The organism is Streptococcus sp. 27098_8_103, from assembly GCF_041432345.1.
Lineage (GTDB): Bacteria > Bacillota > Bacilli > Lactobacillales > Streptococcaceae > Streptococcus > Streptococcus mitis_BV.
Genome location: NZ_JAPVZK010000036.1, coordinates 1 through 17,867 on the forward strand (window position 1 = coordinate 1; position 17,867 = coordinate 17,867).

Consider the following 17,867-nt stretch of genomic DNA (forward strand, 5'->3'; position numbering starts at 1 on the left):
TATCTAACACTATTACCAAGGAACCGATCCATCAAGTTGTCTTAATAGGGACCAAAGCTGTAGAAGGAGAAGAAGACAAGAAAACACTTCTAATTCCTTCGAATGAGAATGTGATTCTTAGTTCTGATAGAAAATTAGCGAATTCTGCTAAGGAGTTACCAAGGACGTCGAATACTGATGATAAAAACTTATTTGTGCTTGGGTCAATCGGACTTCTCTTGGGTTTGGGATTGAGTGTTAGAAAAAGAAAAAATTGAGCATGAAATTTCCAATTTGATAGTAACGAGAGATTTTCATAGAGATGATAGAGGATAATTTTAGCATTAAGAAAAGTTGTTTTAACTATTGCTATGGGAGCACCATATATATTTATAGCAATAACTTTGCTAGTCTTGTTAAATAAACACAAAACAATCCTAGAAGATTTTTTCTGGGATTGTTTTTTGCTGAGGGAGATACTTCGAGTTGTCTGGCTTGACTTTCTTGATGGGAATTATACAACAGATGTAATAAAAGTAATTACAACTTAGGGAGCGGACCATTTATGACCTATGAATACAAGAGCCACATTTATTTAGCAGAGGCAGTTTTAAATGTAAAGAACTTGGCGAGTCAAACAGCCTTTTATCAGAAAATTATTGGTTTAGAAATCTTATCTCAAATTGAGACAGAGGTCGTTTTGGGACTTGGAGGAAAAGCCTTGGTACACTTGATTCAAGCACAAGAGAGCGGTGAATTAAGGGAACATTATGGTCTTTACCATCTGGCTATTCTCTTGCCGACACGCAAGGCTTTGGCTGATGTCTTGAAACACCTGACAGATTTACAGATTCCTCTTGTCGGCGGTGCAGACCATGGTTACAGTGAGGCTCTTTACTTGGAGGATTTGGAGGGAAATGGCATTGAACTCTATCGAGATAAGCCGGTTTCTACATGGGATATTCGAGAAGACGGTCGTATTATAGGGGTCACTGAGGCCCTTGCGGCACAGGATATCTATGAGTTGGGGGAAAGAGTAGAGCCCTTTACTTTAGCAGTGGGTACGAGAATGGGGCATATTCATCTTTCCGTCAAGGATAGTCGAAAGTCCAGCCAATTTTATCAAAAAGTGTTAGGGTTAGAGGATAAATTCAGTGTACCTAGTGCTAGTTGGATTGCAGCTGGGGACTACCATCATCATTTGGCAGTCAACGAATGGGGAGGAAAAGGTCTGGCTCCGCGTAAGCAAGGCTTGCCAGGTTTGGCCTACTATGTCATCGAAGTTGCAAGTAAAGAAGAACTATTAACGATTGCGCAGCGAGCACAAGAAGTTGATGCACCAATCAAGTGGTCGACATCTAGCCAGCTGGAAATTACAGACCCAGATGGAATTGTGACTCGTGTTCGCTTAGACAGGATATGATGACAATCAGAGCATCAATTGTGGAAAGTGCTCCTTATCCTAGTCAGATATGTCGAAAATTGATATGATAGTAGGGAATAAGGAGAAAAATACTATGACTAGCGAATACCAGAAAATGATAGCAGGCGAGTTTTACCGTCCATCAGACCCAGAACTGAGAGCCTTAGCTCAAGCTTCTCGCCAAAAACAGGCTGCCTTTAACAAGGAAGAAGATCCCTTAAAAGGAGCCGAAATCATCAAGACTTGGTTTGGCTCAACCGGAAAAAATCTTTATATCAACACTCGCTTGATGGTGGACTACGGTGTCAACATCCATTTAGGGGAAAATTTTTACTCTAACTGGAACTTGACCATGCTGGACATCTGCCCCATTCGTATCGGGGACAATGCTATGATCGGTCCCAACTGTCAGTTCTTGACACCCCTCCATCCACTAGATCCGCAGGAGCGAAATTCAGGTATCGAGTACGGAAAGCCTATCACAATCGGAGATAATTTCTGGGCTGGTGGTGGCGTCATTGTCCTTCCTGGAGTGACACTGGGAAATAATGTCGTTGCAGGAGCAGGGGCCGTGATTACAAAGTCCTTTGGCGACAATGTTGTTTTAGCTGGCAATCCTGCGCGCGTGATTAAGGAAATACCTGTGAAATAAAGCGATTGAGCAAATAGTTTTTAAGATAAGAAAAAAGCATCATATCAACGTTTTTTAAACATTTGATATGATGTCTTTTATCATAAATCAGATTGACTTTTTCTTCTTACTATTGAGTGTTTACCTGGATTCTTTTTAGATTTTACGCAAGAAGTTCTATAAATTCTTTCTCTTCTTGGCATTCTTGGTCAGGGAAACCTGGTAAGTATCCTGTTCTTTAGTGAGATAATTGATGATTTGAAAATCGTCTGTTTGAGCCTTGAAATCCATTTCATAGACAGTGGTGACTTGTTCTCCATCATTGCTAGTATCAATCGAGATGAGGTCTAACTCAGTACAGAATTGTGATAGTCCAGATTGGATAGTTTGAAGTTGATTTTCTTGGTTCGCAATTGTGATGGTCAATAGCCTGCGACGTTGGTGATTGCTCTTGCTTTGTTGCTTCTCTAAAAGAAGCCATACCGCTAAGATAAAGACAGTGAAGAGAATAGCTAGAGCTAGGTAGCCTGTCCCTGCTGCTAGCCCGATAATCATGGCAAGGAAGATAGCAATTAGTTCCCGTGAACCACTGGTAGCTGAACGAAAACGAATGAGGCTAAAAGTTCCTGCAACGGCGATAGAGGTTCCTAGGCTGCCATTTACCAGAAAGATGACCAAGGTCATCAAGCAGGGGAGTAGGGTCAAACTGACAGCGAATTCTCGTGTATAGAGAGTACGGTGTTTGTAAGCCCAGGTCAGCGCCAAACCTAAAATCAGGCTGACCAAGAGAGCCAGAAAGAGCTGGATAGGATTTGCAGTGGCAGTTGTGTCGTTGAAGATAGAATTAAAAAGATTAGACATAAGTAGTACCTACACTTTCTGTGCTTGGTCGTGGGCTATAGTCCAGCCCTTGAGACTTGTGGTAGGCGCAGCTGTATTTTGAAAATTTCTGCTCTACCAGTCCATATTGGTCGAGAATATCTTGTAGCCATTGGGGTTTTCTACCTGGAGCTTTAATTTCCATGATGACAATGTCCTCGTTTAGTAGAGGGAAACCGTCCTTTCCTGAGAATAAACTGACATTATCATCACGATAGGTTAGATTTTGGTCAATGGTGATACGAATTTTATTGTAGGGAAAACCGATAATTTCTTTCTTTCTTTTCCTTGAGAGAAAAACGGTCATAGTATATATACATACGAGGGATAATGGCTTGCTGATATTCCTCTTGGAGTTGCTGGATTTTTTCAATCATCATTCGATCCTTGATACTGCTATCCAGCTGTCCCTTGGTCATAAACTGGGTGATAGACTGGGGAGTCGATAAGAGACGATGTTTTCGTCCGACACCAGCTCTGTCCTTAGATTTGATTTCTAAAAATACCTGACTATCAGGCTGGACTTGACTGAGATAGGTTCGCATCCGAATCTTTTCTTTGCGCTTAGTACCTTGGCCATCCTCCTGAATCATATCAAATTGCTCTGTATCAAAGTAGATGTTGGAAATGGTCGAAGTTGGATAATCATCCTCTACGAGGTATATTTTTAAGTCCTCTATTAAATTAGCCAAGTCACCCTTGGCAACGACATATTTGGTTTCGATTCGTTTAAAGCTTGTTTCAATTGGTTTCATAAATCCTGTCTCCTTTATCAAACTATTTCAGTACACTATCTTATTAGCAGATGGGTGTGTCTGGGCAAGTTGAACTTGCTTGTAATTAGTCTATGGAATTTTCCTAAAACTTTTGTTAAAGATAACTTAACTGAAACTGAACTTAAGAAAACTTTCAGAAAAAGTTTAGATTTTTTTCAGACTTACCCTGTAAACTAAGGTCAAGCTAAAGGAAGGCGAGGAAAAAAGTATGAAATCAAAAAAATTGACCCTAATCTTAACCAGTTTAACAGCTCTGACTTTGATGACAGCTTGTGGGCAGTCAACGACCAAGTCAAGTACAACTGCAGCGGCAGATACCACTGCCATCTCAACTTCAGCTACAAACAGTCAATCTTCTTATTTTACAGAAAAGGACTATGATACTTCTTATGATGAAAGTACAGCTTCTAAGATTGAGTTATCTGGCTCATCAGCAAACGTCTCTGGAGATGGGGTGACAGTCTCTGGATCAACAGTGACCATCACAAAATCTGGGACCTATGTGATTTCAGGTCAGTCTGACGGAGTGCAGATCAAGGTCGAGGCAGATAAGTCGGCAGATGTTCATCTAGTCCTAAAAGGTGCGACCATTACCAATACCAATGCAGCAATTTCAGCGACATCAGCCGGTCATGTCTACCTGACTCTGGCGGAGGGAACTACCAACAGTCTCTCTGACTCAAGCTCTAATAGTGATGACAAGGCAAATGCAGCTCTCTTTTCTAAGGTGGATTTGACCATCAATGGCTCAGGTACCCTTACTGTCGATGGCAAGAAGAACAACGGAATCAAGGCCAACGACACCCTCCACATCACGGGTGGAACCTATAACATCATAGCAGTTGGCGATGCCTTTAATGTTAATGATGAACTCAATATCACTGGTACGACCATGACCATCGATGCCAAGGAAGATGGTGTCAAAGTTGACAATGATGAGGATATGACTGTCGGCAATATGTATTTGGCTAACAATACCATAACAGTCACAGCAGGAGATGACGGTATTCACGCTTCTGGTAACCTAGTGATTGACAGCGGTACTTACACCGTCAAGAATTCGACTGAAGGAATTGAAGGAAAAGGCATTACGATCAATGGTGGTGATATCAATGTTTACGCGACTGATGATGGTGTGAATGCAGCTAATAAAAATGCCCAGCAAAGTGATATTTACTTTACCATGACAGGGGGCAATCTAACTGTAGAAGTTGGTCAAGGGGACACAGACCCAATCGACTCAAACGGAAATATCAAGGTTACAGGTGGAACTATTAAATTAATAGGACAATCAGGCTTTGACTTTGATGGAACAGCAACTTACACAGGTGGGGATATTTACATTAACGGCGAAAAACAAACTGATATTGTCAATTCTATGCCTGGAGGCGGTGGACCAAATGGAGGACCTCAAGGAAATGGTGGTCCTGGCGGTCCAGCCCCTGGTGGACAAGGATAAACAAAAAAGATAGCATTCAATTAGAATGGCTATCTTTTTATATGGGTGATAAATTGATATGTTACGAGGGATTTTATAATCGTAGCTTTCAAAGGCTAAATTGTTCAGTCATCCGTTTTTGTTTACTTAAATTTCTTGAATTTTAAGAAGATATTGAGTAGTTTTCCCTTAAATGTTTTGTTTTGGTAGGCGATTGTGAGGGAATTGAAAAATTCAACTGCTAGGTGTTCTTGGTGACCGAGCTCCATCTAGCTTGGGGTTGCTTCTGGGGAAAAGACGCCTAATTTGATGCGGAGTCCACCTTTTTTCATCTTGAACTGATGCATACCATACATCTTGATATCAAGGCTTGTATCGGACATGAGAGTAGCAGTATCACCTGCCATAGAAATTTTTGTATCGACATCCGGAACGCCTGTTTTTTCAGTATCTAGACTGATAAAGATTTTTTGATAAGTTGGTTGACCGTACTCTCCAATCAACTCCTCACTTCCTGTCCACCGTGAACTCCAGCAAATACAAAATGTTCAGGGTGAATTTTAAAAGGAAGTGCTTGGTCACCCATTTTATTTAGTCCTTGGTTGAAGGCGAAGAAATCTCTCAAAGTAAATCCATCCACGTAAGCAGCTTGTAGGTTACGTCCCTTAACCGAATTCTTAGAAAGCCATGCCGCATTTGGTCTGATTCTGCTAGACGGTCAGCGTAGAGTTCGAGGATTTTTTGACTTCCAAGGGCTAATTTGGTTTCAATTAGGTCTTGAAAATTTCTTAGTCTGTTTCATATAAAAATGAGTAAAATGAATTCCCATTACCAAGGTCATTAGAGTTGCGATAGCAATGACGATGGTTGGATTAGCCGAGAAAAGTAGAGGGAAAATAGGCCTTTAAAAAGTGGACAGAAAAGACCATTTCGGAGTATAGAGAGGAAGTTCAAAAACATTTTTAGAAATAAGACATGTGCATTATAAACATCAGATACGAATCTGGTGCTTTATTTTTTAAAGAATTTCAACTTTTTTCTTGACAAGTGAGTAAACACTCACTATAATAGGTCTATATTCAGTAAGTGAGTAAACACTCACCTAGGAGGAAGCATATGAAAAAATTGCTACATTTACAAGATTTGGATAAGTCTTTTTGTCGTCAAATGGTTTTGAATCATGTCAGCTTTGAATTGCAGCCGGGAGAAATTATAGGCTTAATAGGTCCGTCTGGTGCTGGTAAATCGACTATGATTAAGACTATGTTAGGGATGGAAAAAGCTGACGGAGGGGTTGCTTTGGTATTGGATCATACTATGCCCAATCGTCATATTTTAGGAGATATTGGTTATATGGCCCAGTCAGATGCCTTATATGAGGCTTTGTCAGGTCAAGAAAATCTGGAATTTTTTGGTCAGCTAAAAGGGCTATCCAAAAGAGATCTGACAGCTGAAATTGCCCATGTGGCTCAAGTTGTGGATCTGGCAGAGCATTTGAATAAAACGGTATCCGGTTATTCTGGAGGAATGAAGCGACGCTTGTCTTTAGCCATCGCGCTTCTGGGGAATCCTCAGCTCTTGATTTTGGACGAACCGACAGTTGGAATCGACCCTTCTCTTCGGAAGAAAATCTGGAAAGAATTATTCGCGCTTAGAGACAATGGGGTTGGGATATTAGTTACTACCCATGTTATGGATGAAGCAGAGTTAACGGATAAGGTCGGCTTATTATTAGGTGGAAAAATCATTGCTTTTGATACACCGCAACACTTAAAAGAAAGTTATCAAGTTTCAAGTATTGAAGAAGTATTTTTGAAAGCAGAAGGAGAGTAAGATGAGAACCATTGCTATTGCTAAAAAAGTTATCAAAGAATTGCTTCGTGACAAACGAACCTTGGCTATGATGTTTGTAGCGCCGGTATTTATTATGTGGCTGATGAACCTCATGTTTTCAGCTAGTACAACCGTGAATGTCAAGTTAGCGACACAAGATCTACCAACTGGTTTGATAACGAAAATGGATGAGCTTGATCATGTGGACATCGAGACTTATCAAGACTTAGATCAGGCCAAAGAAGCGCTAGCAAATGAAAAAGTCGATGCTGTGATTTCTTATAAAGACGGTGAGTATCAGGTCGACTACGCAAATACAGATGCCTCCAAGACATCTATGATACGACAAGTGTTACGAACAAGTATCGCCAGTGAAGGCACCGATCAGTTACTATCTCGTATCAAACAAGCTCTTCCACAATTGAAATTAGATGCAAAGGCGCCTGAAATCAAAGAATCTTACCAATATGGAGATAAAAATACTGGATTCTTTGCACGTATGATTCCAATTTTAATTGGCTTTGTGGTCTTCTTCTTTGTCTTTTTGATTTCTGGTATGGCACTTTTGAAAGAGCGCACAAGTGGAACCTTGGATCGCTTGTTAGCAACCCCAGTGAAACGTTCTGAAATTGTCTATGGCTATATGTTGTCTTACGGTATTATTGCGATTTTTCAAACGGCAGTTGTCGTCTTAGCAGCAATTTGGCTACTAGATGTAGAAGTTGTAGGAAATATTTTAAATGTTATAATAGTTAATGTGGTACTGGCTCTTGTAGCACTAGCTTTTGGAATTCTCTTGTCTACTCTAGCAAAATCAGAATTCCAAATGATGCAATTTATTCCTCTCGTGATTATGCCTCAACTCTTTTTCTCAGGGATTATTCCATTGTCATCCATGGGAGCATGGGCTCCAACTGTGGGGAAATTTTTGCCATTAACCTATTCTGGTGATGCAATAAGCCAGATTATTCTTTACGGACACAATCTTGGTGATATTTTGCCAAATCTTGGTGTTTTAATGATTTTCTTGATCATTTTAACAATTCTCAATATTGTTGGATTGCGTCGTTATCGTAAAGTTTAGAAATCAACATAAATAATGCTAAAAAGGTGTGAAGATTAGATGGATAAGACTGTTTTTGAATCGTTTGAAGATTACTTAGAAGAAGCGAATTACCCTCAAGGAAAGAAAAAAATCATGCAGGCAGCAGTGGATCTCATATCAACTAGGAGTTACCATGGGACCTCAACTCTTCACATAGCTGAGCGTGCTGGACTAAGCCAGGCAACTTTGTTTAAGTATTTTAAGACGAAGGATGATCTACTGACGGCTATTTTACATCCTGTAGTCCCAGGCATTTTCGGTAGTTTTGTTGAGGAACTCTTAGCTTTTGAAACGACAGAAGAGAGGGTTCGTTATCTCGTCCACGATCGTATGAGCTATCTCAAAAAAAATCGTGCTTTGATGAAAATCATTCTGCAGGAGAGTTTTTCAAATAAGAAACTAAAAAATGAACAGATTTTTATCTGGAATGCTATTCAAGATAAACTTCGAGTGCTTCATAAAGAATTGCTAGCAGATCCACGTGTAAATCCAGAGTTAACGATTCCTCAAATGGTTCGTATTTGTGTTGGTCCATTGTTGGCTTACTTCGCTCAACTTTATATCGTTAGCGACAACGGAGAAATAAAGGAAGAGGACCTAGACTTATTAGAAAAACAGATTTTAGGTGGTTTGTGGAAATAAGGGAGTTCTAGAAGAGCTAAGATTTATTTACTTGACTTTCAAACAAGCTAAAAAAGACATGTTCTGCTTATTTCAGATTCATGTCTTTTTTGTTGTTGGATTTTGTATTCTTCATAAGTCCTCAATCGCTTTGCCAAAACAGAAACCGACTTCTCCAGCGGTGCAACGATTTCTCAAGTGTATGGAAGAGGAGATTTCTGGCTTGATAAAGAGAATTCCTTGACACTCTGTCAGCTTTTGATACAATAGTACAAAATCAGAGGAGGTGGATTATGATTCAGAAACATGCGATTCCTATTTTAGAGTTTGATGACAATCCTCAAGCGGTCATCATGCCCAATCACGAGGGGCTGGACTTGCACTTACCAAAGAAGTGTGTCTATGCTTTTTTAGGTGAGGAGATTGACCGCTATGCGAGGGAAGTAGGGGCGGACTGTGCCGGCGAATTTGTTTCTGCCACCAAGACCTATCCAGTTTATGTCGTGAACTACAAAGGCGAAGAACTTTGTCTGGCTCAGGCTCCTGTTGGTTCAGCTCCAGCAGCCCAGCTTATGGATTGGTTGATTGGCTATGGTGTGGAGCAGATTATTTCCACTGGAACCTGTGGTGTGCTGGCTGATATAGAAGAAAATGCCTTTCTAGTCCCTGTTCGCGCTCTGCGAGATGAAGGAGCTAGTTATCACTATGTGGCCCCTTCTCGTTATATGGAAATTCAGCCAGAGGCTATTGCTGCTATTGAGCAAGTTTTGGAGGCCAGAGGGATTCCCTATGAAGAAGTCATGACCTGGACCACAGATGGTTTTTACCGAGAAACAGCTGAAAAGGTGGCTTATCGCAAGGAGGAAGGCTGTGCTGTTGTGGAGATGGAGTGTTCTGCGCTTGCGGCAGTAGCCCAACTGCGAGGGGTTCTCTGGGGTGAATTGTTGTTCACAGCTGATTCCTTAGCAGACTTGGACCAGTACGATAGTCGTGACTGGGGTTCAGAAGCTTTTGAGAAGGCCTTGGAACTCTGCCTTGAGATAACTTCTCAGATATAGCTACTCTCCCTCTTTTTATGGTACAATGGATGTATGTTATTCAAATTATTTCTTAAAAAAATTGAAAGGGCCTTGGGTGGACTTTCGCCAGCTCGTCGGATCTTTTTAAGTTTTGCTGGAGTTATTTTTATAGGCTCTCTTCTTTTGAGTTTGCCTTTTGTTCAGGCAAATGGTTCTCAGGCCACTTATTTTGACCATCTTTTTACGACGGTGTCCATGGTCTGTGTGACTGGCCTTTTTACGCAACCAGTGGCTACTACCTATAATGTCTGGGGGCAGTTGATCTGTATGCTCTTGATACAGATCGGTGGTCTGGGACTCATGACTTTTATCGGGGTCTTTTATATTCAGGGGAAGCAAAAGCTCAGTCTTCGCAGTCGTGAAACCATTCAGGAGAGCTTCAGTTACGGGGAGGCTCGGTCGCTGAAGGCCTTTATGCGCTCCATCTTTTTGACGACTTTTCTAGTGGAGGGTTTGGGTGCCTTTCTACTAAGTTTCCGTTTTATTCCTGAGTTCGGCTGGGGACGAGGCATTTTCACCTCTATCTTTTTAGCCATTTCAGCCTTTTGTAATGCTGGTTTTGATAATTTCGGCAGTAGCAGTTTAGTGGCTTTTCAGACGGATCCCTTAATCAATCTGGTTATTGCTGGCTTGATTATCACAGGTGGTCTTGGCTTTATGGTCTGGTTTGACTTGGCAACCCAGTTTGACAAGAAGAAAAAACGCCGTCTGCGTTTCCACACCAAACTAGTCCTCTTCTTGACTGCAGGGATTTTGCTGTTTGGGACAGTATCCACACTCTTTACGGAGTGGCACAATCCAGGAACCATTGGCAATCTCAGTGTGCCAGAGAAAGTGCTGGTCAGCTTTTTCCAAACCGTCAGCATGAGAACGGCCGGTTTTGCTTCTATTGACTATACTCAAGCTCGACCTGTGACCTTGTTTATCTATATCCTACAGATGTTTCTCGGTGGAGCTCCTGGAGGGACGGCTGGGGGGCTCAAGATTACGACTTTCTTTGTCTTGTTGGTCTTTGCGCGTAGTGAATTGCTGGGCTTACCTCATGCTAATGTTGCGCAGAGAACCATTGAGGCGCGAACAGTCCAAAAATCCTTTAGTGTCTTCATTATCTTTTTGATGACCTTCTTGTTGGGCTTGATGTTGTTGGGAATTACAGCAGAAGGAACACCGCGATTTATCTATCTTATGTTTGAGACCATTTCAGCCCTTGCGACAGTTGGGGTCACGGCAAATCTGACACCAGAATTGGGCAAGCTAGCTCTTAGCATTGTCATGGTGCTCATGTTTATCGGCCGTATAGGTCCCTTAACCTTGCTGGTTAGTCTAGCGGATTACCAGCCTGATAAGAAAGATTTGATTCAGTATATGAAAGCAGATATTAGTATTGGATAAGAAAGGAAGAATGATGTCAGATCGTACGATTGGAATTTTAGGCTTGGGGATTTTTGGGAGTAGTGTCCTGACGGCCCTCGCCAAGCAAGATATGAATATCATTGCCATTGATGACCACACAGAGCACATCAATCAATTTGAGCCAGTTTTGGCGCGTGGAGTTGTTGGCGATATTACAGATGAGGAACTCCTCAGAACTGCAGGAATTGATACCTGTGACACGGTTGTAGTGGCAACAGGGGAAAATCTAGAGTCGAGTGTGCTTGCAGTCATGCATTGTAAGAGTCTAGGTGTACCAAGGGTTATTGCCAAGGTCAAGAGCCAGACAGCTAAGAAGGTACTGGAAAAAATCGGTGCTGACTCGGTGATTTCACCTGAGTATGAAATGGGGCAGTCTCTAGCGCAGACCATTCTCTTTCATAACAATGTTGATGTCTTTCAGCTGGACAAAAATGTGTCTATCGTGGAGATGAAAATTCCGAGTGTTTGGGCAGGTCAAAGCCTGAGCCAGCTAGATTTACGTGGCAAATATAACCTCAATGTCCTAGGATTTCGTGAACAAGAAAATTCACCACTGGATGTCCAGTTTGGGCCTAATGACCTCTTGAAAGCAGATGCCTATATCTTGGCGGTCATTAACAACCAGTATCTAGATGACTTGGCAGAATTAAATTCGTAAGGAGGGTGATCCCCTCTTTTTTGATGTTCAAAATAGCAAATAGAGATAGTAACCCTTGTATTCTAATAAAAGTCCTTCAAAGTCTGGACTTTATGGTAAAATAGAAAGAAGTGACAAGAGAGAGTAATACTCTTCGAAAACCTCTTCAAACCACGTCAACGTCGCCTTGCCGTAGGTATAGGTAACTGACTTCGTCAGTCTTATTCACAACCTCAAAACCGTGTTTTGAGCTGACTTCGTCAGTTCTATCTGCAACCTCAAAGCAGTGCTTTGAGCAACCTGCGGCTAGTTTCCTAGTTTGCTCTTTGATTTTCATTGAGTATAAGAAAAAATCAGTCCCCTAAAGGAGTAGATTATGAAGTTATTGTCTATCGCCATTCCTAGCTATAATGCCGCAGCCTATCTTCATTACTGTGTGGAGTCGCTAGTGATTGGTGGTGAGCAAGTTGAGATTTTGATTATTAATGATGGGTCTCAGGACCAGACTCAGGAAATCGCTGAGCGTTTAGCCAGCAAGTATCCTAACATCGTGAGAGCCATCTATCAGAAAAATAAGGGCCATGGGGGTGCCGTCAATTGCGGCTTAGCGGAGGCTTCTGGTCGTTATTTTAAAGTAGTTGATAGTGATGACTGGGTAGATCCTCGTGCCTATTTAAAAATTCTTGAAACCTTGCAGGAACTAGAGAGTGAGGGGCAGGAAGTTGATGCCTTTGTGACTAATTTTGTATATGAAAAGGAAGGTCAGTCTCGTAAGAAGAGTATGAGTTACGAGTCAGTCTTGCCTGTCCAACAGATTTTTGGCTGGGATCAGATTGGAAATTTCTCAAAAGGCCAGTATATCATGATGCACTCGCTGATTTACCGGACAGATTTGTTGCGAACGAGCCAGTTCCAATTGCCTGAGCATACCTTTTATGTCGATAATCTCTTTGTCTTTACCCCCCTTCAGCAGGTCAAGACCATGTACTATCTGCCTGTCGATTTCTATCGTTATTTGATTGGGCGTGAGGACCAGTCAGTCAATGAGCAAGTGATGATTAAGCGCATTGACCAGCAACTCAAGGTCAATCGACTCTTGGTAGACCAGCTTGATTTATCTAAAGTAAGCCACCCCAAAATGCGAGAGTATCTGCTGAATCATATTGAAATCACGACGGTGATTTCCAGTGCCTTGCTCAACCGAGCAGGCACAGCAGAGCATCTTGCCAAAAAACGGGAGCTGTGGACCTATATTCAGCAGGAAAATCCAGAGGTCTTTCAGGCCATTCGCAAGACCATGCTCAGCCGTTTGACCAAACATTCAGTCTTGCCAGCTCGCAAACTTTCCAATGTTGTCTATCAAATCACCAAGTCTGTTTATGGATTTAATTAATATAAGTATTTTATAAGAGGGATTTAAGAAAAATTTTAACTTTTTCTTAATCCTTTTTAATTTTAGGAGATTATACTAGAGTCATCAAATAAAGAAAAACTCTAAGGAGAATCCTATGAAATTCAATCCAAATCAAAGATATACTCGTTGGTCTATTCGCCGTCTTAGTGTCGGTGTTGCCTCAGTTGTTGTAGCCAGTGGCTTTTTTGTCCTAGTTGGTCAGCCAAGTTCTGTACGTGCCGATGTGGTCAATCCAACCCCTGCTCAAGTTGTGCCAGACGCGGCTTCGGTGAGTGAAAAGAGTGACTTACCAGCAGAACTTCTCAAAGAAGCAGTCGATACAGCTCTTCCTTCAGAAGAGGTAGACTCAACACCTAAAGCAAGCTTGGATGCTACAAGCTCGCCAGAAAAAGTGAATGTAGCTGATAAAGACCAAGTGGTAGCGCCAAAAGAAGAAGTGCAAGCAAAACCAGAATCTAAGAAAGAAACAGAAGATGCGCTTAAACCTGCGACAAATCCTGCGCCTACAGTTTCTGGACAAGACCGTGAAGCAAATGAAGCGCAACCAGCAACCACTCCAGCCGAAGTCCAAAAAGGTGTGGCCGACAACACCAAAGACACAGTAGATGTTCCAGCTACTTACTTGGACAAAGCGAACTTCCCAGGCCCATTTACAGCTGGTGTCAACCAAGTTATTCCATACGAATTCTTCGCCGGTGATGGTATGTTGACTCGCCTTATCTTGAAAGCATCCGACAAGGCTCCGTGGTCAGATAACGGTTCAGCTAAAAATCCCGCTCTCCCACCAGTAGAAAAATTAGGCAAAGGTCTCTACTTCTACGAAGTGGACTTGGCAGGTACCCAAGGTAAATCAGATAAAGAGCTTCTAGACCTCTTGAAACAAAACGGTACTCAAAGCTATAAAGCAACTATCAAAGTGTACGGTGCGAAGGACGGCAAGGCCGACTTGAGGAACCTCGTAGCGACTAAGGATTTGGATGTCAACTTGAATGGCTTGACCACCCCAGCTGAAGTGCAAAAAGGTGTAGCCGACAACACCAAAGATACAGTAGACGTCCCAGCCACTTACTTGGATAAAGCGAATTTCCCAGGTCCATTCACAGCTGGTGTCAACCAAGTTATCCCGTACGAGTTCTTCGCTGGTGACGGTATGTTAACCCGCCTTATCTTGAAAGCCTCCGACAAGGCCCCATGGTCAGATAACGGTTCAGCTAAAAACCCCGCTCTTCCACCAGTAGAAAAATTAGGCAAAGGCCTCTACTTCTACGAAGTGGACTTGGCAGGTACCCAAGGTAAATCTGATAAAGAGCTTCTAGACCTCTTGAAACAAAACGGCACTCAAAGTTACAAGGCAACTATCAAGGTTTACGGTGCTAAAGATGGCAAGGCCGATTTGACAAATCTCGTAGCGACAAAAGATTTGGATGTCAATTTGAATGGCTTAACCACTCCAGCTGAAGTCCAAAAAGGTGTGGCTGACAATACTAAAGACACAGTGGATGTTCCAGCCTCTTACTTGGACAAAGCCAATTTCCCAGGTCCATTCACAGTCGGTGTCAACCAAGTCATTCCATACGAATTCTTCGCTGGTGACGGTATGTTGACTCGTCTGATTTTGAAGGCTTCAGACAAGGCTCCATGGTCAGACAATGGTTCAGCTAAAAATCCCGCTCTTCCACCAGTAGAAAAATTGGGCAAAGGCCTTTACTTCTATGAAGTAGATTTGGCTGGTGCCCAAGGTAAATCAAATAAAGAGCTTCTTGACCTATTGAAACAAAACGGCACTCAAAGTTATAAAGCTACCATCAAAGTGTACGGTGCGAAAGACGGCAAGGCTGATTTGAGTAATCTCGTAGCAACAAAAGATTTGGATGTCAACTTGAACGGCTTAACTACCCCAGCTGAAGTGCAAAAGGGCGTGGCTGACAATACCAAAGACACAGTAGATGTTCCAGCTACATACTTGGACAAAGCCAACTTCCCTGGTCCATTCACAGCTGGTGTCAACCAAGTCATTCCATACGAATTCTTCGCCGGTGACGGTATGTTAACTCGTCTTATCTTGAAAGCATCCGACAAGGCTCCATGGTCAGACAACGGTTCAGCTAAAAATCCCGCTCTTCCACCAGTAGAGAAATTGGGCAAAGGTCTCTACTTCTATGAAGTGGATTTGGCTGGTACCCAAGGTAAATCTGATAAAGAGCTTCTTGACCTATTGAAACAAAACGGCACTCAAAGTTATAAAGCTACCATCAAAGTGTACGGTGCGAAAGACGGCAAGGCCGATTTGAGCAATCTCGTAGCGACTAAGGATTTGACAGTGAACTTGAATGGACATCAGTCTCTGATTCCGATGCAGTCAGGTTTCGTCCCATCTTCTAATGGTTCAGCTATGCCGGCTCCAATGATGAATAGTCATCAAGATGCGTCTAAGATGAACGCTCAAATGCCTAGTGTCAATCAAGATGATATGAAATCTAAAATGCCAGCTGCTAGTCAGGATAAGATGATGCCTAACAAAGAGCAGGACAAAACCATGAATGCTAGCCAGCCAATGGCAACACCAAGCATGAAACAAGATCAAGCTCCAGCAGCCTCAAGCAAAATGTCTGATGAAGGCAAGATAGCATCTACTAACAAGGAGTCAACTCCAATGATGCCTGATCAAATGAAAGACCAAAAAGACATGCTTCCATATACTGGTGAAGCCCAAACATCAATGGCTACTATTGGATTCTTTGGATTAGCCTTGGCCGGCCTGCTAGGTGGACTCGGTTTGAAAGCTAAAAAAGAAGAAAATGACTAGTCTAGCTACAGACTTTCTATCTAGGATATGAAAAATCCAGATATCGTTTAGAATGTTCGTAAAGGGATTAAAATAGTGTTATACTATTGTGGTATAGCACTGTTTTTTTCAAAGGAGAGACAGATGGGAAAGACAATTTTACTCGTTGACGACGAGGTAGAAATCACAGATATTCATCAACGCTATCTGGTTCAGGCAGGGTATCAGGTTTTGGTGGCTCATGATGGAGTAGAGGCCTTGGAAATCTTCAAGCGAAAACAGATTGATTTGATTATTACAGATATCATGATGCCTCGGATGGATGGTTATGATTTGATTAGCGAAGTTCAGTATCAGTCTCCGGATCAGTCTTTTCTCTTTATTACGGCTAAGACCAGCGAGCAGGACAAGATTTATGGCCTGAGCTTAGGGGCAGATGACTTTATTGCCAAGCCCTTTAGCCCACGTGAGCTGGTTTTGCGTGTCCATAATATCTTACGTCGCCTTCATCGTGGAGGTGAGACAGAGGTCGTCAGTCTCGGGGATTTACGGATGAATCACGGTAGTCATGAGGTCCAAGTCGGAGATGTGGCGCTTGATTTGACAGTCAAATCCTTCGAACTTCTATGGCTTTTAGCCAGCAATCCAGAGCGCGTTTTCTCTAAGACAGACCTCTATGAAAAGGTCTGGCAGGAAGACTATGTAGATGATACCAATACCTTGAATGTTCATATTCATGCTCTGCGACAGGAGTTGGCTAAACATGCTAGTGCAGAAACGCCTACCATCAAAACCGTCTGGGGATTGGGCTACAAAATTGAGAAAGCACGAGGTAGTCAATGAAGTTAAAAAGTTATATTTTAGTGGGGTATATCATTTCAACACTCCTAACGATTATCGTGGTTTTTTGGGCTATCCAGCGAATGTTAATTGAAGAAAGAGAAATTTATTTCCTAGTGGGAATGACTCTCGTAGCTAGTTTTGTCGGTGCTGGGATTAGTCTCTTTCTCCTATCGCCTGTCTTTACATCATTGGCCAAACTTAAGGAACATGCCAAGCGGGTAGCGGACAAGGACTTTCCATCAAATCTGGAGGTTCAAGGACCTGTAGAATTTCAGCAATTAGGCCAAGCTTTCAATGAAATGTCCCATGATTTGCAGGCGACCTTTGATTCCTTAGAAGAAAGCGAACGAGAAAAGGGCTTGATGATTGCCCAGCTATCGCATGATATCAAGACTCCCATTACTTCGATCCAAGCGACGGTAGAAGGGATTTTGGATGGGGTTATCAAGGAAGGAGAACAGGACCATTATCTAGCAACCATTGGACGCCAGACGGAAAGACTCAATAAACTGGTTGAAGAGTTGAATTTTTTGACTCTAAATACAGCTAGGAATCAGGCGGAAACGACCAGCAAGGACAGTATTTTTCTGGACCAGCTCTTGATTGAGTGCATGAGTGAATTTCAGTTCTTGATTGAGCAGGAGGAGCGAGACGTCCATTTGCAGGTAATCCCAGAGTCTGCTCGGATTGAAGGAGATTATGCCAAGCTTTCTCGTATCTTGGTGAATCTGGTCAATAACGCTTTTAAATACTCTGCTCCAGGAACCAAGTTGGAAGTGGTAGCTAAGTTGGAAAATAACCAGCTTTCAATCAGTGTGACCGATGAAGGACAGGGGATTGCCCCAGAGGATTTGGAGAATATTTTCAAACGCCTTTATCGTGTAGAAACTTCGCGTAACATGAAGACGGGTGGTCATGGTCTTGGTCTTGCGATTGCGCGTGAATTGGCCCATCAATTGGGTGGGGAAATTACAGTCAGCAGCCAGTATGGTCTAGGAAGCACTTTTACCC

The 17,867-nt window shown here is 42.3% G+C and carries 16 protein-coding genes and 1 pseudogene; 14 read left to right on the forward strand and 3 right to left on the reverse strand.

The window, feature by feature from the left end:
* From O3599_RS08950 to O3599_RS08960, 3 genes are all read left to right on the forward strand, one after another.
* Window positions 1–257, forward strand: a 257-nt coding sequence (locus O3599_RS08950) for an LPXTG cell wall anchor domain-containing protein (protein ID WP_371512631.1), incomplete at its 5' end; no start/stop codon positions are given.
* Window positions 258–544: 287 nt separating this feature from the next.
* Window positions 545–1,402 carry a VOC family protein gene (locus tag O3599_RS08955; protein WP_247939336.1) on the forward strand — a complete coding sequence of 286 codons (858 nt, stop codon included), beginning with the start codon at window positions 545–547 and terminating at the stop codon, window positions 1,400–1,402.
* Between the two features lie 94 nt (window positions 1,403–1,496).
* Window positions 1,497–2,054: a sugar O-acetyltransferase gene (locus tag O3599_RS08960; RefSeq protein ID WP_084887350.1), complete on the forward strand. Its 558-nt coding sequence runs from the start codon at window positions 1,497–1,499 to the stop codon at window positions 2,052–2,054.
* A 156-nt stretch (window positions 2,055–2,210) separates the two neighbouring features.
* Here the strand turns inward: O3599_RS08960 and O3599_RS08965 are convergent, their stop codons facing one another.
* Together O3599_RS08965 and O3599_RS08970 are read right to left on the reverse strand one after the other, a co-directional pair.
* Window positions 2,211–2,894, reverse strand: coding sequence for a DUF4956 domain-containing protein (locus O3599_RS08965; RefSeq protein ID WP_084887348.1), 684 nt, complete (start codon window positions 2,892–2,894; stop codon window positions 2,211–2,213).
* A pseudogene (locus O3599_RS08970) lies at window positions 2,887–3,667 on the reverse strand (polyphosphate polymerase domain-containing protein). The gene O3599_RS08965 and the pseudogene O3599_RS08970 overlap by 8 nt, the downstream one beginning before the upstream one ends.
* A gap of 229 nt (window positions 3,668–3,896) precedes the next feature.
* On the opposite strand from O3599_RS08970, the gene O3599_RS08975 reads away from it, so the two are divergent.
* Window positions 3,897–5,147, forward strand: coding sequence for a carbohydrate-binding domain-containing protein (locus tag O3599_RS08975; protein ID WP_247939335.1), 1,251 nt, complete (start codon window positions 3,897–3,899; stop codon window positions 5,145–5,147).
* Between the two features lie 248 nt (window positions 5,148–5,395).
* Here O3599_RS08975 and O3599_RS08980 read toward each other — a convergent pair whose 3' ends face one another.
* Window positions 5,396–5,629, reverse strand: coding sequence for a hypothetical protein (locus tag O3599_RS08980; protein WP_049487693.1), 234 nt, complete (start codon window positions 5,627–5,629; stop codon window positions 5,396–5,398).
* Between the two features lie 613 nt (window positions 5,630–6,242).
* Between O3599_RS08980 and O3599_RS08985 the strand changes: the two genes are divergently transcribed.
* The 10 genes from O3599_RS08985 to O3599_RS09030 form a co-directional block, all read left to right on the forward strand.
* Window positions 6,243–6,959, forward strand: a complete 717-nt coding sequence (locus O3599_RS08985; RefSeq protein WP_000734673.1) for an ABC transporter ATP-binding protein — start codon at window positions 6,243–6,245, stop codon at window positions 6,957–6,959.
* A 1-nt stretch (window position 6,960) separates the two neighbouring features.
* Window positions 6,961–8,043, forward strand: a complete 1,083-nt coding sequence (locus tag O3599_RS08990) for an ABC transporter permease (RefSeq protein WP_001259054.1) — start codon at window positions 6,961–6,963, stop codon at window positions 8,041–8,043.
* A gap of 39 nt (window positions 8,044–8,082) precedes the next feature.
* The gene (locus tag O3599_RS08995) at window positions 8,083–8,706 is read left to right on the forward strand and encodes a TetR/AcrR family transcriptional regulator (protein WP_000361928.1); all 624 of its coding nucleotides are present in this window, start codon (window positions 8,083–8,085) and stop codon (window positions 8,704–8,706) included.
* Between the two features lie 272 nt (window positions 8,707–8,978).
* Window positions 8,979–9,743: a nucleoside phosphorylase gene (locus O3599_RS09000; protein WP_049487699.1), complete on the forward strand. Its 765-nt coding sequence runs from the start codon at window positions 8,979–8,981 to the stop codon at window positions 9,741–9,743.
* 33 nt (window positions 9,744–9,776) lie between these two features.
* A complete protein-coding gene (locus O3599_RS09005) occupies window positions 9,777–11,156 on the forward strand; it encodes a TrkH family potassium uptake protein (protein ID WP_125454801.1) in 1,380 nt (459 codons plus the stop codon).
* Between the two features lie 13 nt (window positions 11,157–11,169).
* Complete coding sequence (locus O3599_RS09010) at window positions 11,170–11,835, forward strand: TrkA family potassium uptake protein (protein ID WP_371512643.1); 666 nt, start codon at window positions 11,170–11,172, stop codon at window positions 11,833–11,835.
* Between the two features lie 355 nt (window positions 11,836–12,190).
* Complete coding sequence (locus tag O3599_RS09015; protein WP_023948424.1) at window positions 12,191–13,207, forward strand: glycosyltransferase family 2 protein; 1,017 nt, start codon at window positions 12,191–12,193, stop codon at window positions 13,205–13,207.
* Window positions 13,208–13,322: 115 nt separating this feature from the next.
* Window positions 13,323–16,034: an SSURE domain-containing protein gene (locus O3599_RS09020; RefSeq protein WP_371512638.1), complete on the forward strand. Its 2,712-nt coding sequence runs from the start codon at window positions 13,323–13,325 to the stop codon at window positions 16,032–16,034.
* A 123-nt stretch (window positions 16,035–16,157) separates the two neighbouring features.
* Window positions 16,158–16,856 (forward strand): response regulator transcription factor, encoded by a 699-nt coding sequence (locus tag O3599_RS09025; RefSeq protein ID WP_371512640.1) that lies wholly within the window; start codon window positions 16,158–16,160, stop codon window positions 16,854–16,856.
* The coding region (locus O3599_RS09030; RefSeq protein WP_371512642.1) for a sensor histidine kinase at window positions 16,853–17,867 on the forward strand (1,015 nt) is incomplete at its 3' end. The genes O3599_RS09025 and O3599_RS09030, both read left to right, overlap by 4 nt.

What these genes read in the sequence shown, in the direction of transcription:
- O3599_RS09005 (WP_125454801.1), top strand. Translation starts at nt 9,777, where the DNA reads ATGTTATTCAAATTATTTCTTAAAAAAATTGAAAGGGCCTTGGGTGGA.
- O3599_RS08995 (WP_000361928.1), top strand. Translation starts at nt 8,083, where the DNA reads ATGGATAAGACTGTTTTTGAATCGTTTGAAGATTACTTAGAAGAAGCG.
- O3599_RS08975 (WP_247939335.1), top strand. Translation starts at nt 3,897, where the DNA reads ATGAAATCAAAAAAATTGACCCTAATCTTAACCAGTTTAACAGCTCTG.
- O3599_RS09020 (WP_371512638.1), top strand. Translation starts at nt 13,323, where the DNA reads ATGAAATTCAATCCAAATCAAAGATATACTCGTTGGTCTATTCGCCGT.
- O3599_RS09010 (WP_371512643.1), top strand. Translation starts at nt 11,170, where the DNA reads ATGTCAGATCGTACGATTGGAATTTTAGGCTTGGGGATTTTTGGGAGT.
- O3599_RS08990 (WP_001259054.1), top strand. Translation starts at nt 6,961, where the DNA reads ATGAGAACCATTGCTATTGCTAAAAAAGTTATCAAAGAATTGCTTCGT.
- O3599_RS08955 (WP_247939336.1), top strand. Translation starts at nt 545, where the DNA reads ATGACCTATGAATACAAGAGCCACATTTATTTAGCAGAGGCAGTTTTA.
- O3599_RS08965 (WP_084887348.1), bottom strand. Translation starts at nt 2,894, where the DNA reads ATGTCTAATCTTTTTAATTCTATCTTCAACGACACAACTGCCACTGCA.
- O3599_RS08960 (WP_084887350.1), top strand. Translation starts at nt 1,497, where the DNA reads ATGACTAGCGAATACCAGAAAATGATAGCAGGCGAGTTTTACCGTCCA.
- O3599_RS08985 (WP_000734673.1), top strand. Translation starts at nt 6,243, where the DNA reads ATGAAAAAATTGCTACATTTACAAGATTTGGATAAGTCTTTTTGTCGT.
- O3599_RS09025 (WP_371512640.1), top strand. Translation starts at nt 16,158, where the DNA reads ATGGGAAAGACAATTTTACTCGTTGACGACGAGGTAGAAATCACAGAT.
- O3599_RS09000 (WP_049487699.1), top strand. Translation starts at nt 8,979, where the DNA reads ATGATTCAGAAACATGCGATTCCTATTTTAGAGTTTGATGACAATCCT.
- O3599_RS09015 (WP_023948424.1), top strand. Translation starts at nt 12,191, where the DNA reads ATGAAGTTATTGTCTATCGCCATTCCTAGCTATAATGCCGCAGCCTAT.